Here is a 14,211-nt window from a genome sequence, read left to right on the forward strand (position 1 = left end):
GTGCTCGTGCGATGCCCGAGTTGTCTTTGTTGCCCCTGTTGTCAGAGCACCCGCACCGCGCCGGTCGGCGGGTCGTACGACAGCGGGTGCTCACCGACGCCGCTGGAGGGGTTCTGCGCGCCGACGAACATGCCGTCGCCGACGTACACCGCCACGTGGTACGCGCTGCCGGCGCTGCCCCAGTAGAGGATGTCGCCGGGCTGGAGGTTGCTCAGCGAGACCTGGGTGCCCTGCGTCGACTGGTCCTGGGAGACGCGCGGCAGGCTGACGCCGACGGACTTGAAGGCGGCCTGGACGAGGCCCGAGCAGTCCCACGAGTTGGGGCCCGTGCCGCCGGAGACGTAGGCGTCACCGATCTGCGCCTTCACGAAGGCGACCACCGCGGCGGCCGAACCGGTCGCCGTGGACGTGCTCGTGGAGCTGCTGGAGCTCGTGGAAGCGCTCAGGGTGGTCCGCTCGGCACTGCGCGAGGCGGCGCGCTCTGCGGCGGCCTTGCGGGCCTCCTCGGCCTTCTTCTTCTTGGCCTCGGCCTTCTGCTTCGCCTCGGCGAGGTCCGCCTTGGCCTGCTTCGCGGCATTTGAGGCGGCCGCGTCGCGCTCGGCCTGGAGGGTGTAGTTCGCCGCGGCCTGCTGCGTGGCGTCGGCGGACTGAGCCACCTGGGTGGCCAGATCGGCCGTCAGAGTGGGCAGTTCGAGCGTCTGCGTCACGGGTTCGGCGGCACTCGCCGAGGCCGCGCCCGCCGCTGCCATGCCGAGGACGCCACTGGCAACTCCGGCGCGCACGGCGATGTTTGTCGTCGCGCTGCGGCGGGGCTTCCGGTGGCTGCGTATGTGAGCGGTGTGGGACATGGGAACAACCGGTATCAGGGGCTCCTTCATATCTTCAAGAAACGTGTGCTGCGCCACAGTTGCTCAATCGAGACTGTGAATCCCTCGCATGTCTTTCTTTATTGACGCCGTAACGGACATTGCGGACGCTCGCGATCAAGCCCGTGATCACGCTCTTTCGCTGTTACGTCCGAATTGCCCGCGACCTACCATCGGTTCGGATGGTTGGCCAAGCCCGGTTCTCAGGCGCCTCTCATCGATGTGGCGGAGGTCACGGAACGGTTACCGGGAGGGGTGCGTCTCGCGCGTCCGGGTTCGTGAACGCGTGCACGCGTCCACATCGCCTCCCATGCGTCCCCCTGATGTGTGAATGCGGCTCACTATCAAGGCACCCCGTCCACCGCGAATTTGCATGCAGGGGAACCCTCTTGATATAGAGACGCCCGCTCGAAACCCCCTCCCGTCTGCGACGACGGTCGAAAATGTCACTTCTGGTGATCAGCTGAACGCTTCGCGTGCGAAGATCACCACTCATCCGACTTCATGATCGATCGTCAGGTGGTGGAGATCACAAAGCTTGTGTAATACCCCGTGTCGCAGATCACAGAGCGGCGGGCATAAGATGCGAGGCAGTTGGGCTTGTGACCTGCTTCACATGTTCGCGATCTTCGCCCGGGACGCGCGAGGTTCGCGTGACGGATGAGGCAGGTGGGGAGCCCGATCCGAACCGCCACCAGTCAGTGCCGACTGAGAGGAGCGAGGAGCGGTGAACGCCTATGCGCCCATCCTCGTACTGGGAGCCCTCGGGGCAGGCTTTGCGATCTTCTCCGTGGTCATGGCCACGCTGATCGGTCCGAAGCGGTACAACCGCGCCAAGCTCGAAGCCTACGAGTGCGGTATCGAGCCGACCCCCACGCCGGCCGGCGGCGGGCGTTTCCCGATCAAGTACTACCTGACGGCGATGCTCTTCATCGTCTTCGACATCGAGATCGTCTTCCTCTACCCCTGGGCCGTCACCTTCGACGCCCTGGGTGTTTTCGGGCTCGTGGAGATGCTGCTCTTCGTGCTCACCGTCTTCGTCGCCTACGCGTACGTCTGGCGGCGCGGCGGCCTGGAATGGGACTGAGGGGCCTTTAGACATGGGACTCGAAGAAAAGCTGCCGAGCGGATTCCTGCTGACCACCGTCGAGCAGGCCGCGGGCTGGGTGCGCAAGGCGTCCGTCTTCCCCGCCACCTTCGGCCTCGCCTGCTGTGCCATCGAGATGATGACCACCGGCGCCGGCCGCTACGACCTGGCCCGCTTCGGCATGGAGGTCTTCCGCGGCTCACCCCGCCAGGCCGACCTCATGATCGTCGCCGGCCGGGTCAGCCAGAAGATGGCGCCGGTGCTCAGGCAGGTCTACGACCAGATGCCCAACCCCAAGTGGGTGATCTCCATGGGCGTCTGTGCGTCCTCGGGCGGCATGTTCAACAACTACGCGATCGTCCAGGGCGTCGACCACATCGTGCCCGTCGACATCTACCTGCCCGGCTGCCCGCCGCGCCCGGAGATGCTGATGGACGCGATCCTCAAGCTCCACCAGAAGATCCAGACCTCCAAGCTCGGCGTCAACGCGAAGGAAGCGGCCCGGGAGGCGGAGGAGGCGGCGCTCAAGGCCCTGCCCACGATCGAGATGAAGGGGCTGCTGCGGTGAGCGACGCGAACGGCCACAACGGGGTCAACCCGGAGAAGGACCTAGGCACCGACAACCTTCCCGGCCAGCGCGGCCAGGGCGGTGAGGAGATCCGCGTCCAGCGCGGCATGTTCGGCGCGAACAACGGCGGCGACACCTCCGGCTACGGCGGCCTGGTCCGCTCGGTCCGGCTCCCGGGACCCGCGGCCCGCCCCTACGGCGGCTGGTTCGACGAGGTCGCCGACGAGCTGGAGGGCGCCCTGGAGGAACAGGGTCTCCTCCCCGAGAACGCCATCGAGAAGACGGTCGTCGACCGCGGCGAGCTCACCTTCCACATCGAACGCGAGCACCTGCCGCGCGTCGCCCGCACCCTGCGCGACGACCCGGCCCTGCGCTTCGAACTGTGCACCGGCGTCAGCGGCGTCCACTACCTGCACGACAAGGGCCGCGAGCTGCACGCCGTCTACCATCTGCGCTCGATCACCCACAACCGGCTGATCCGCCTGGAGGTCAGCGCCCCGGACGCCGACCCGCACATCCCGTCCCTGGTTTCCGTCTATCCGACCAACGACTGGCACGAGCGCGAGACCTACGACTTCTTCGGGATCGTCTTCGACGGTCACCCGGCCCTGACGCGGATCATGATGCCGGACGACTGGCAGGGCCATCCGCAGCGCAAGGACTACCCCCTCGGCGGCATCCCCGTCGAGTACAAGGGCGCCCAGATCCCGGCTCCGGACCAGCGGAGGTCGTACTCATGAGCACGCAGCACGCAACTCCGCGGGAGACCACCGAGGGCACCGTATATACGGTCACCGGCGGCGACTGGGACGAGATCGTCCAGTCTGCGGCCCGCGCCGACGACGAACGCATCGTCGTCAACATGGGTCCCCAGCATCCGTCCACCCATGGAGTGCTCCGCCTCATCCTGGAGATCGACGGCGAGACGGTCACCGAGGCCCGGTGCGGCATCGGCTACCTCCACACCGGCATCGAGAAGAACCTCGAGTTCCGCACGTGGACGCAGGGCACCACGTTCGTGACGCGCATGGACTACCTGACGTCCTTCTTCAACGAGACCGCCTACTGCCTCGCCGTCGAGAAGCTCCTCGGCATCGAGGACCAGATCAGCGAACGCGCCAAGATCATCCGGGTGCTCCTGATGGAGCTGAACCGGCTCTCCTCCCACCTGGTGTGCATCGCCACCGGCGGCATGGAACTCGGCGCCACCACGATCATGATCTACGGCTTCCGTGATCGTGAAATGATTCTCGATCTCTACGAACTCATCACCGGCCTGCGGATGAACCACGCGTACATCCGCCCCGGCGGCCTCGCCCAGGACCTGCCGCCCGGCGCGGTCGACCAGATCCGCGAGTTCGTGAAGAAGATGCGGAAGAACCTCCCGGAGTACGACAAGCTCGCCACCGGGAACCCCATCTTCAAGGCCCGCATGCAGGACATCGGCTACCTCGACCTGGCCGGCTGCATGGCCCTCGGCGCCACCGGCCCGATCCTGCGCTCCGCCGGCCTGCCGCACGACCTGCGCAAGGCACAGCCGTACTGCGGCTACGAGACGTACGACTTCGAGATCCCGACCGCCGACACCTGCGACGCCTACGGCCGCTTCCTGGTCCGCCTGGAGGAGATGCGCCAGTCGCTCGGGATCGTCGAGCAGTGCCTGGACCGGCTCCAGCCCGGACCGGTCATGGTCGCCGACAAGAAGATCGCCTGGCCCGCCCAGCTCGCCCTCGGGCCGGACGGACTCGGCAACTCCCTCGACCACATCAAGAAGATCATGGGCACCTCCATGGAGGCCCTGATCCACCACTTCAAGCTGGTCACCGAGGGCTTCCGGGTCCCGCCCGGACAGGCCTACGTGGCCGTCGAGTCACCCAAGGGCGAACTCGGTGTGCACGCCGTGTCCGACGGCGGCACCCGCCCCTACCGGGTCCACTTCCGCGACCCGTCCTTCACCAACCTGCAGGCCATGGCGGCGATGTGCGAGGGCGGCCAGGTCGCCGACGTCATCGTCGCCGTCGCGTCCATCGACCCCGTGATGGGAGGCGTCGACCGGTGACCACCTCTTCTTCGGAGCGCGGTATCAGCCTGGGCATGCCCGAGCTGCCCGCGCCCGCGTACCCGGACGACGTCCGGGCCCGCCTGGAGACGGACGCGCGCGACATCATCGCCCGCTACCCCGACTCCCGGTCCGCCCTGCTGCCGCTGCTGCACCTCGTGCAGGCGGAGGAGGGCCATGTCACGCGCACCGGGATGCGGTTCTGCGCGGACGTCCTGGAGCTGACCACGGCCGAGGTCACCGCCGTCGCCACCTTCTACACCATGTACCGGCGCCGGCCCTCCGGCGACTACCAGGTGGGCGTCTGCACCAACACGCTCTGCGCGGTCATGGGCGGCGACGCGATCTTCGAGACCCTCCAGGAGCACCTCGGCGTCGGCAACGGGGAGACCACCGGCGACGGCAAGGTCACCCTGGAGCACATCGAGTGCAACGCGGCCTGCGACTTCGCGCCGGTCGTGATGGTCAACTGGGAGTTCTTCGACAACCAGACCCCGGCCAGCGCCACACGCCTGGTCGACGACCTGCGCGCGGGCCGGGACGTCGAGCCCACGCGCGGCGCCCGGCTGTGCACCTTCAAGGAGACCGCCCGCATCCTGGCCGGCTTCCCCGACGAGCGGCCCGGGGCCGTCGAGGAGGGCGGCAGCGCGGGACCCGCCTCACTGGTGGGCCTCCGCCTGGCCAAGGGCGAGACCGCACCCGCGCGCGTGGTCCATCCGCGAGCCCAGGGATCCCAGGAAGCGCCGCACGCAGAGGAGGGGGAGTGATGACGGTGGCATCCGAACTGAAGGACACCAGCCCCGAGAAGCTGCTCGCACCCGTGCTGTCGGCCTTCTGGGACGAGGACCGGTCCTGGAGCCTGGACGTCTACCGAAGGCACGAAGGATACGAGGGGCTCCGCAAGGCGCTCGCCATGTCACCGGACGACCTGATCGCCTACGTCAAGGAGTCCGGACTGCGCGGCCGCGGCGGCGCTGGGTTCCCCACCGGGATGAAGTGGCAGTTCATTCCGCAGGGAGACGGCAAACCGCACTATCTAGTTGTCAACGCCGACGAATCCGAGCCCGGGACCTGCAAGGACATCCCGCTCCTCTTCGCCAACCCGCACAGCCTCATCGAGGGCATCGTGATCGCGTGCTACGCCATCCGGTCGTCGCATGCCTTCATCTATCTGCGTGGTGAGGTCGTCCCCGTCCTGCGGCGGTTGCACGAGGCCGTGCGCGAGGCCTACGCGGCCGGCTACCTCGGCGAGAACATCCTCGGCAGCGGACTCGATCTCCAGCTCACCGTGCACGCCGGCGCCGGCGCGTACATCTGCGGTGAGGAGACCGCACTGCTCGACTCGCTCGAAGGCCGCCGCGGTCAACCGCGGCTCCGTCCCCCCTTCCCTGCCGTCGAAGGGCTCTACGCCTGCCCGACTGTTGTGAACAACGTCGAGTCCATCGCCTCGGTTCCCGCGATCCTGCACAAGGGCAAGGAATGGTTCAGGTCGATGGGGAGCGAGAAGTCACCCGGCTTCACGCTCTACTCCCTCAGCGGCCATGTCGCGAGCCCCGGCCAGTACGAGGCACCGCTCGGCATCACCCTGCGCCAGCTCCTCGACATGAGCGGCGGGATGCGCACCGGCCACCGCCTGAAGTTCTGGACCCCGGGCGGCTCCTCGACACCCATGTTCACCGACGAGCACCTCGACGTCCCCCTCGACTACGAAGGAGTGGGCGCCGCGGGTTCCATGCTCGGCACCAAAGCACTCCAGTGCTTCGACGAGACCACCTGCGTCGTGCGCGCCGTCACCCGCTGGACCGAGTTCTACGCCCACGAGTCCTGCGGCAAGTGCACCCCCTGCCGCGAAGGCACCTACTGGCTCGTGCAGCTGCTGCGTGACATCGAGGCCGGCAAGGGCGTGCTGTCCGACCTCGACAAACTGAACGACATCGCCGACAACATCAACGGCAAGTCCTTCTGCGCCCTCGGCGACGGCGCAGCGTCCCCGATCTTCTCCTCGCTGAAGTACTTCCGCGAGGAGTACGAACAGCACATCACGGGCCGGGGCTGCCCCTTCGACCCGGCCAAGTCGACGGCCTGGGCGGACCGCCCGGAGGTGAACGCATGACCGTGACCACGAGTTCCCCCTCCTCGGGGGGAACGGCGGCGGTCCCGCCGCAGGACCTCGTCACGCTGACGATCGACGGCATCGAGATCAGCGTGCCCAAGGGCACCCTGGTCATCCGCGCCGCCGAACAGCTCGGCATCGAGATCCCGCGCTTCTGCGACCACCCCCTGCTGGACCCGGCCGGCGCCTGCCGTCAGTGCATCGTCGAGGTCGAGGGCCAGCGCAAGCCCATGGCCTCCTGCACGATCACATGTACGGACGGCATGGTGGTGAAGACTCACCTCACCTCACCCGTGGCCGAGAAGGCCCAGCACGGGGTGATGGAGCTGCTGCTCATCAACCACCCGCTGGACTGCCCGGTATGCGACAAGGGCGGCGAGTGCCCGCTGCAGAACCAGGCGATGTCGCACGGCAACGCCGAGTCCCGCTTCGACGGCCGCAAGCGCACCTACGCGAAGCCGGTCCCGATCTCCACCCAGGTACTCCTCGACCGCGAGCGGTGCGTGCTGTGCGCCCGCTGCACCCGGTTCTCCGACCAGGTCGCCGGCGACCCGATGATCGAGCTCCTGGAACGCGGCGCGCTCCAGCAGGTCGGCACCGGCGAGGGCGACCCGTTCGAGTCGTACTTCTCCGGGAACACCATCCAGATCTGCCCGGTGGGCGCGCTGACCTCGGCGGCGTATCGCTTCCGCTCCCGGCCCTTCGACCTGATCTCCTCCCCGTCGGTGTGCGAGCACTGCTCGGGCGGCTGCGCCACCCGCACCGACCACCGGCGCGGCAAGGTCATGCGGCGGCTCGCCGCCAACGACCCCGAGGTCAACGAGGAGTGGATCTGCGACAAGGGACGCTTCGCGTTCCGGTACACGCAGCAGAAGGACCGCCTGGAGACCCCGCTGGTCCGCAACTCCCTGGGCGTGCTCGAACCCGCCTCCTGGCCGGAGGCCCTCGAAGCGGCCGCACAGGGCCTGGCCGCCGCCCGCTCCCGGGCCGGTGTCCTCACCGGCGGCCGGCTCACCGTCGAGGACGCCTACGCGTACAGCAAGTTCGCGCGCGTGGCCCTCGACACCAACGACATCGACTTCCGCGCGCGCGTGCACAGCGGCGAGGAGGCCGACTTCCTCGCCGCCCGGGTCGCCGGGCGCGGCCGGGACCTCGACGGGACGGGCGTCACCTACACCTCGCTGGAGAAGGCGCCCGCCGTCCTGCTGGTCGGGTTCGAGTCCGAGGAGGAGGCGCCCGGCGTCTTCCTGCGGTTGCGCAAGGCCTGGCGCAAGCGCAAGCAGCAGGTGTTCTCCCTCGCCACGTACCCCACGCGCGGGCTGGAGAAGGCCGGCGGCACGCTGCTGCCGGCCGCTCCCGGCACCGAGACCGAGTGGCTGGACGCCCTCGCGAGCGGCGTCGGCCTGGAGGAGCCCGGCAGCCGGGCCGCCGAGGCACTGCGCACCGACGGCGCGGTGATCGTCGTAGGCGAGCGGCTGGCATCGGTCGCCGGCGGGCTCACCGCCGCCGTACGGGCCGCCACCGCCACCGGCGCCCAGCTGGTGTGGATCCCGCGCCGGGCCGGTGAGCGCGGCGCGGTCGAGGCCGGTGCGCTGCCCTCGCTGCTGCCGGGCGGCCGTCCGGCCACCGACCCACGCGCGCGTGAGGAGGTCGCCGCCGCCTGGGGCGTCTCCGAACTCCCGCTCCGCTACGGCCGCGACACCAGCCAGATCGTCGAGGCCGCCGCCCGTGGCGAACTCTCCGCCCTGCTGGTCGCCGGCGTCGAGGTCGCCGACCTGCCCGACCCGGCACGCGCGCGTGCGGCACTCGAAGCCGTCGGCTTCCTGGTCTCGCTGGAGCTTCGGCCCAGCGAGGTCACCGAGCACGCCGACGTCGTCCTGCCGGTCGCCGCGGTCGCCGAGAAGGCCGGCACCTTCCTCAACTGGGAAGGCCGGGCACGTCTCTTCGAGGCCGCCCTCAAGCCCGAGCAGATGACCCGCCGGCTCCCGCCCACCGACGCGCGCGTGCTGCAGATGCTCGCCGACGCCATGGACGTCCACCTGGGCCTGCCCGACCTGCGCACCGCGCGGGCGGAGCTGGACCGGCTCGGCGCCTGGGACGGGCCCAAGGCCTCCGACCCGCTGGAGACGGCGGCATCGCTGCCCAGGCCCGCGGCCGGGGAGGCCGTGCTCGCCGGGCACCGGCTCCTCCTCGACCAGGGCGTCCTCCAGGACGGCGACGAGGCACTGGCAGGCACCCGGCACGCCGCCCACGCGCGCGTGTCCGCGGCGACCGCCGCCGAGGCGGGCGTCGGCGACGGCGGCCTCCTCGCCGTCACCGGAGGCTCCGGCACCGTCGAACTCCCGCTCCGGATCACCGAGATGCCCGACCGCGTGGTCTGGCTCCCGCTGAACTCGGTCGGCGGCGGCGTCGCCTCCGACACCGGAGCACTGCCCGGCTCCCTCGTCCGCATCGGCCCGGCGGCCACCGCCGGCGAGGCCCCCAAGGAGGTGGAGGCATGAGCCCGTACCCGTACCTCGCCGCGGAAGACCTCTCCATGTTCGGCCGCGACCCCTGGTGGCTGGTCGTCCTCAAGGCGGTCTTCTGCTTCGCCTTCCTGATGGTGACCGTGCTGATCTCCATCGTCATGGAGCGCAAGGTCGTCGCCTGGATGCAGCTGCGCGTCGGCCCCAACCGGCACGGCCCCTGGGGCATGCTCCAGTCGCTCGCCGACGGCATCAAGCTGATGCTCAAGGAAGACGTCGTCGTCAAACGCGCGGACAAGGCCGTCTACATCCTCGCGCCGATCGTCGCGGCGATCCCGGCGTTCATGGCCATCGCGGTCATCCCGTTCGGCCCGGCCGACAACGAGATCTCCATCTTCGGCCACCGCACCACGATGCAGCTCACCGACCTGCCGATCGCGATGCTCTACATCCTCGCGGTCGCCTCCGTCGGCATCTACGGCATCGTCCTCGCCGGCTGGAGCTCCGGCTCCACCTACCCGCTCCTCGGCGGTCTGCGCTCCTGCGCCCAGATGATCTCCTACGAGATCGCCATGGGCGCCGCGTTCGCCTCCGTGTTCCTGTACTCCGGGTCGATGTCGACGTCCACGATCGTCGACCAGCAGCAGGGCCGCTGGTACATCCTGCTGCTGCCGGTCTCGTTCATCATCTACGTCGTCACCATGATCGGCGAGACCAACCGGGCCCCCTTCGACATGCCCGAGTCCGAGGGCGACCTGGTCGGCGGCTTCAACACCGAGTACTCGTCGATCAAGTTCGCGATGTTCATGCTCGCCGAGTACGTCAACATGGTGACGGTCTCGGCCGTGTCGACCACCCTGTTCCTCGGCGGCTGGCGCGCCCCGTGGCCGATCAGCACGGTCTGGGCGGGTGCCAACCACGGCTGGTGGCCGATGCTCTGGTTCGTCGCCAAGGTCGTACTGCTGCTGTTCGGCTTCGTCTGGGTGCGCGGCACGCTCCCGCGCGTGCGCTACGACCAGTTGATGAAGCTCGGCTGGAAGGTCCTCATCCCGGTCTCCGTCGTCTGGCTGATGCTCGTCGCCACCGTCCGGACCCTGCGCAACCAGAACTACGGCTTCGCCGACATCGCGCTCTACGTCGGCGGCGGATTCCTCGCCCTGCTGCTCCTGTCCTTCGTCGTCGACATCTTCCGCGACAAGGGCAAGGAAGCCCCGCAGCCGGCCGCCGAGCCGGCCGCGTTCGACCCGATGGCGGGCGGCTTCCCCGTACCACCGCTGCCCGGACAGGAACTGCCGCCGGTACCCCGGCGCAGCCCCCGCCGGGAGCGGGAGCTGATTGTCAGTGGCGGACCCGACACTGTCAGTGACGGACCTTCGGATGGAAAGGAGGCGTCCGATGGCTGAGGAGCCCAAGGAGACCAAGCCCGGTTTCCAGAACCCCGTGGCCGGCTTCGGCGTGACCTTCAAGGCCATGTTCAAGAAGCGGCTGACCGAGCAGTACCCGGAGCAGAAGAAGACCACGGCCCCGCGGTTCCACGGACGGCACCAGCTCAACCGCCATCCGGACGGCCTGGAGAAGTGCGTCGGCTGCGAGCTGTGCGCCTGGGCCTGCCCCGCCGACGCCATCTACGTGGAGGGCGCCGACAACACCGACGAGGAGCGCTACTCGCCGGGCGAGCGCTACGGCCGCGTCTACCAGATCAACTACGCCCGCTGCATCCTGTGCGGCCTGTGCATCGAAGCGTGCCCCACACGCGCGCTGACGATGACCAACGAGTTCGAACTGGCCGACAGCAGCCGCGCCAACCTCATCTACACCAAGGAACAGCTCCTCGCCGGCCTCGAAGAGGGCATGGTCGACACCCCTCACTCGATTTTCCCGGGGACCGACGAACAGGACTACTACCGGGGCCTGGTCACCGAGGCCGCGCCCGGGACCGTACGCCAGGTGGCCGTCTCCAAGGGCGAGAAGCCCGAGGAGCAGGACCAGGAGGTGGAGGCATGAGCCCGCAGCTCGCCGCCTACGCCACCTCCACCGGCGAGGCCTTCCAGTTCTGGGTCCTCGGCACCGTCGCGGTGATCGGCGCCCTGTCCACCGTCTTCATGAAGAAGGCCGTGCACAGCGCGTTGTCGCTCGCCGGAACCATGATCGTCCTGGCGGTGTTCTACCTCGCCAACGGCGCCTACTTCCTCGGCATCGTGCAGATCGTCGTCTACACCGGCGCGATCATGATGCTGTTCCTCTTCGTGGTGATGCTGGTCGGCGTGACCGCCGCCGACTCCCTGCAGGAGACCATCAAGGGCCAGCGCTGGCTGGCCCTTCTCTGCGGAGTCGGCTTCGGCGTCCTGCTCCTCGCGGGCATCGCCAACGCCTCCCTGAAGAACTTCGCAGGCACCGGCCAGGCCAACGCCAACGGCAACGTGGAGGGCCTCGCCGCCCTCATCTTCACCAAGTACGTCTTCGCCTTCGAAATCACCGGCGCCCTGCTCATCACCGCCGCCGTCGGCGCCATGGTGCTCACCCACCGGGAGCGCACCGAGCGCCCCAAGACCCAGCGCGAGCAGTCCGAGCAGCGCGTCCGCGACGGCAAGCACCTGCCGCCGCTGCCCGCCCCCGGCGTCTACGCCCGGCACAACGCCGTGGACATCGCCGGCCTGCTCCCCAACGGCACCCCGTCCGAGCTCACCGTCAGCAAGACGCTCCGCGACCGCGGCCAGGTCCGTGACGTGTCCGCGGAGGCGCTGGGCGACCTGCGGGCCCTGGAACAGCGCTCCGAGGAACGCCTGGAGCGCACCCCGGTCGAGCCCGCGCACTTCAAGCGCAGCGAGGAGGCGTCGAAGTGAACCCCGTCTACTACCTCTACCTCGCCGCCCTGTTGTTCACGATCGGCGCCACCGGTGTGCTGATCAGACGGAACGCGATCGTCGTCTTCATGTGCATCGAACTGATGCTGAACGCCTGCAACCTCGCGTTCGTCGTCTTCTCCCGGATGCACGGCAACCTCGACGGCCAGATCATCGCCTTCTTCACGATGGTCGTCGCCGCCGCGGAGGTCGTGGTCGGGCTCGCGATCATCGTGTCGCTGTTCCGTACCCGCCACTCGGCCTCGGTCGACGACGCCAGCCTGATGAAGCTGTAAGGGGTCGCTGAATCGTGGAGAACCTGATTGCGCTGCTGATCGCGGCGCCCCTGCTCGGAGCGGCCGTCCTCCTGGTCGGCGGCCGCCGCCTGGACGCCGCAGGACACTGGATCGGCACACTCCTGTCGACGACGTCCTTCGTGTTCGGCGTGATCCTCTTCGCCGACCTGCTCGGCAGGAACGCCGACGACCGCACCCTGATGCAGCACCTGTACACCTGGGTCCCCGTGGCCGGCTTCCAGGCGGACGTCACCTTCCGCCTCGACCAGCTGTCGATGACGTTCGTCCTGCTGATCACCGGCGTCGGCTCGCTCATCCACCTGTACTCCGTCGGGTACATGGAGCACGACGAGCGCCGCCGCCGCTTCTTCGGCTACCTCAACCTGTTCCTCGCAGCGATGCTGCTGCTCGTCCTCGCCGACAACTACCTGCTGCTGTACGTCGGCTGGGAGGGCGTCGGCCTCGCCTCGTACCTGCTGATCGGCTTCTGGCAGCACAAGCCCAGCGCGGCGACGGCGGCCAAGAAGGCCTTCCTCGTCAACCGCGTCGGCGACATGGGCCTGTCGATCGCGATCATGCTGATGTTCACGACGTTCGGCACCTTCGCCTTCGGCCCGGTCCTCAGCCACGCCACCGACGCCTCCGAGGGCAGGCTCACCGCGATCGGCCTGATGCTGCTGCTCGCCGCCTGCGGCAAGTCCGCCCAGGTGCCGCTGCAGTCCTGGCTCGGGGACGCCATGGAAGGCCCCACCCCGGTCTCCGCCCTCATCCACGCGGCGACCATGGTGACCGCGGGCGTCTACCTCATCGTCCGCTCCGGAGCGATCTTCAACGCGGCCCCCGACGCCCAGCTCGTCGTCACCGTCGTCGGCGCCGTCACCCTCCTCTTCGGTGCGATCGTCGGTTGCGCGAAGGACGACATCAAGAAGGCCCTCGCCGGCTCGACCATGTCGCAGATCGGCTACATGGTCCTTGCGGCCGGCCTCGGCCCGATCGGCTACGTCTTCGCGATCATGCACCTGGTGACGCACGGCTTCTTCAAGGCCGGGCTCTTCCTCGGCGCCGGCTCCGTCATGCACGGCATGAACGACGAGGTCGACATGCGCAAGTACGGCGGCCTCCGTAAGTACATGCCGGTCACCTTCATCACCTTCGGCCTCGGCTACCTCGCCATCATCGGCTTCCCGGGCCTGTCCGGCTTCTTCTCCAAGGACAAGATCATCGAGGCGGCGTTCGCCAAGGGCGGCACCGAGGGCTGGATCCTCGGCACCTGCGCCCTCGTCGGCGCGGCCATCACCGCGTTCTACATGACGCGCGTGATGCTGATGACGTTCTTCGGCGAGAAGCGCTGGCAGCCCGACGAGCACGGCCACGAGCCGCACCCGCACGAGTCCCCGAAGGTCATGACCATCCCGATGATCGTCCTGGCGATCGGCTCGGTCTTCGCCGGTGGCTTCTTCAGCATCGGCGACCGCTTCCTGCACTGGCTGGAGCCGATCACCGGCCACAGCGAGGGCGACTCCCCGCTCAGCGCGGGCACGGTCACCGGCGCCACCATGGTCTGCCTGATCATCGGCGTCGGCATCGCCTACCTCCAGTACGGCCGCCGTCCCGTCCCCGCCGTCGCCCCGCGCGGTTCGCTGCTCACCCGCGCGGCCCGCCGCGACCTCCTCCAGGACGACTTCAACCACGTCGTCCTGGTCCGCGGCGGCGAACACCTCACCCGCTCCCTTGTATATGTCGACCACACCCTGGTTGACGGCGTCGTCAACGGCACGGCGGCGGGCTTCGGCGGGCTCTCCGGCCGACTGCGCAAGCTCCAGAACGGCTACGCGCGCTCGTACGCGGTCTCGATGTTCGGCGGCGCTGCCCTCCTGGTCGCCGCGACCCTGCTGATGAGGGCGGTCTGATACC

The 14,211-nt window shown here is 68.8% G+C and carries 13 protein-coding genes; 12 read left to right on the forward strand and 1 reads right to left on the reverse strand.

Going from position 1 to position 14,211, the window contains the following annotated elements:
* Positions 1 to 41: 41 nt before the first annotated feature.
* The gene (locus KVT45_RS18915; RefSeq protein ID WP_217548973.1) at positions 42 to 848 is read right to left on the reverse strand and encodes a C40 family peptidase; all 807 of its coding nucleotides are present in this window, start codon (positions 846 to 848) and stop codon (positions 42 to 44) included.
* A 745-nt stretch (positions 849 to 1,593) separates the two neighbouring features.
* On the opposite strand from KVT45_RS18915, the gene KVT45_RS18920 reads away from it, so the two are divergent.
* Genes KVT45_RS18920 through nuoL form a run of 12 tightly spaced genes read left to right on the forward strand, consistent with a single transcriptional unit; the run spans position 1,594 to position 14,207 of the window.
* Positions 1,594 to 1,953 (forward strand): NADH-quinone oxidoreductase subunit A, encoded by a 360-nt coding sequence (locus KVT45_RS18920; protein ID WP_007383963.1) that lies wholly within the window; start codon positions 1,594 to 1,596, stop codon positions 1,951 to 1,953.
* 13 nt (positions 1,954 to 1,966) lie between these two features.
* Positions 1,967 to 2,521, forward strand: a complete 555-nt coding sequence (locus KVT45_RS18925) for an NADH-quinone oxidoreductase subunit B family protein (RefSeq protein ID WP_053654534.1) — start codon at positions 1,967 to 1,969, stop codon at positions 2,519 to 2,521.
* Positions 2,518 to 3,261, forward strand: a complete 744-nt coding sequence (locus KVT45_RS18930; RefSeq protein WP_217548975.1) for an NADH-quinone oxidoreductase subunit C — start codon at positions 2,518 to 2,520, stop codon at positions 3,259 to 3,261. Before KVT45_RS18925 ends, KVT45_RS18930 begins: the two co-directional genes overlap by 4 nt.
* A complete protein-coding gene (locus tag KVT45_RS18935; RefSeq protein ID WP_217548977.1) occupies positions 3,258 to 4,580 on the forward strand; it encodes an NADH-quinone oxidoreductase subunit D in 1,323 nt (440 codons plus the stop codon). Before KVT45_RS18930 ends, KVT45_RS18935 begins: the two co-directional genes overlap by 4 nt.
* Positions 4,577 to 5,347, forward strand: a complete 771-nt coding sequence (gene nuoE, locus KVT45_RS18940; RefSeq protein WP_217548979.1) for an NADH-quinone oxidoreductase subunit NuoE — start codon at positions 4,577 to 4,579, stop codon at positions 5,345 to 5,347. Before KVT45_RS18935 ends, nuoE begins: the two co-directional genes overlap by 4 nt.
* Complete coding sequence (gene nuoF, locus KVT45_RS18945; protein WP_217548982.1) at positions 5,344 to 6,693, forward strand: NADH-quinone oxidoreductase subunit NuoF; 1,350 nt, start codon at positions 5,344 to 5,346, stop codon at positions 6,691 to 6,693. The genes nuoE and nuoF overlap by 4 nt, the downstream gene beginning before the upstream one ends.
* Positions 6,690 to 9,194, forward strand: coding sequence for an NADH-quinone oxidoreductase subunit G (locus tag KVT45_RS18950; RefSeq protein ID WP_217548984.1), 2,505 nt, complete (start codon positions 6,690 to 6,692; stop codon positions 9,192 to 9,194). The genes nuoF and KVT45_RS18950 overlap by 4 nt, the downstream gene beginning before the upstream one ends.
* Positions 9,191 to 10,561 carry an NADH-quinone oxidoreductase subunit NuoH gene (nuoH, locus tag KVT45_RS18955; protein ID WP_217548986.1) on the forward strand — a complete coding sequence of 457 codons (1,371 nt, stop codon included), beginning with the start codon at positions 9,191 to 9,193 and terminating at the stop codon, positions 10,559 to 10,561. Before KVT45_RS18950 ends, nuoH begins: the two co-directional genes overlap by 4 nt.
* The gene (gene nuoI / locus KVT45_RS18960) at positions 10,554 to 11,162 is read left to right on the forward strand and encodes an NADH-quinone oxidoreductase subunit NuoI (protein WP_217548988.1); all 609 of its coding nucleotides are present in this window, start codon (positions 10,554 to 10,556) and stop codon (positions 11,160 to 11,162) included. Before nuoH ends, nuoI begins: the two co-directional genes overlap by 8 nt.
* Positions 11,159 to 12,001, forward strand: coding sequence for an NADH-quinone oxidoreductase subunit J (locus tag KVT45_RS18965; protein WP_217548990.1), 843 nt, complete (start codon positions 11,159 to 11,161; stop codon positions 11,999 to 12,001). Before nuoI ends, KVT45_RS18965 begins: the two co-directional genes overlap by 4 nt.
* Positions 11,998 to 12,297 (forward strand): NADH-quinone oxidoreductase subunit NuoK, encoded by a 300-nt coding sequence (gene nuoK, locus KVT45_RS18970; protein WP_046726439.1) that lies wholly within the window; start codon positions 11,998 to 12,000, stop codon positions 12,295 to 12,297. Before KVT45_RS18965 ends, nuoK begins: the two co-directional genes overlap by 4 nt.
* A 14-nt stretch (positions 12,298 to 12,311) precedes the next feature.
* Positions 12,312 to 14,207 (forward strand): NADH-quinone oxidoreductase subunit L, encoded by a 1,896-nt coding sequence (gene nuoL / locus KVT45_RS18975; protein ID WP_217548992.1) that lies wholly within the window; start codon positions 12,312 to 12,314, stop codon positions 14,205 to 14,207.
* The last annotated feature ends 4 nt before the right edge of the window (positions 14,208 to 14,211 follow it).

Source organism: Streptomyces sp. GbtcB6 (assembly GCF_019091475.1).
In the GTDB taxonomy this organism is placed as follows: domain Bacteria; phylum Actinomycetota; class Actinomycetes; order Streptomycetales; family Streptomycetaceae; genus Streptomyces; species Streptomyces hyaluromycini.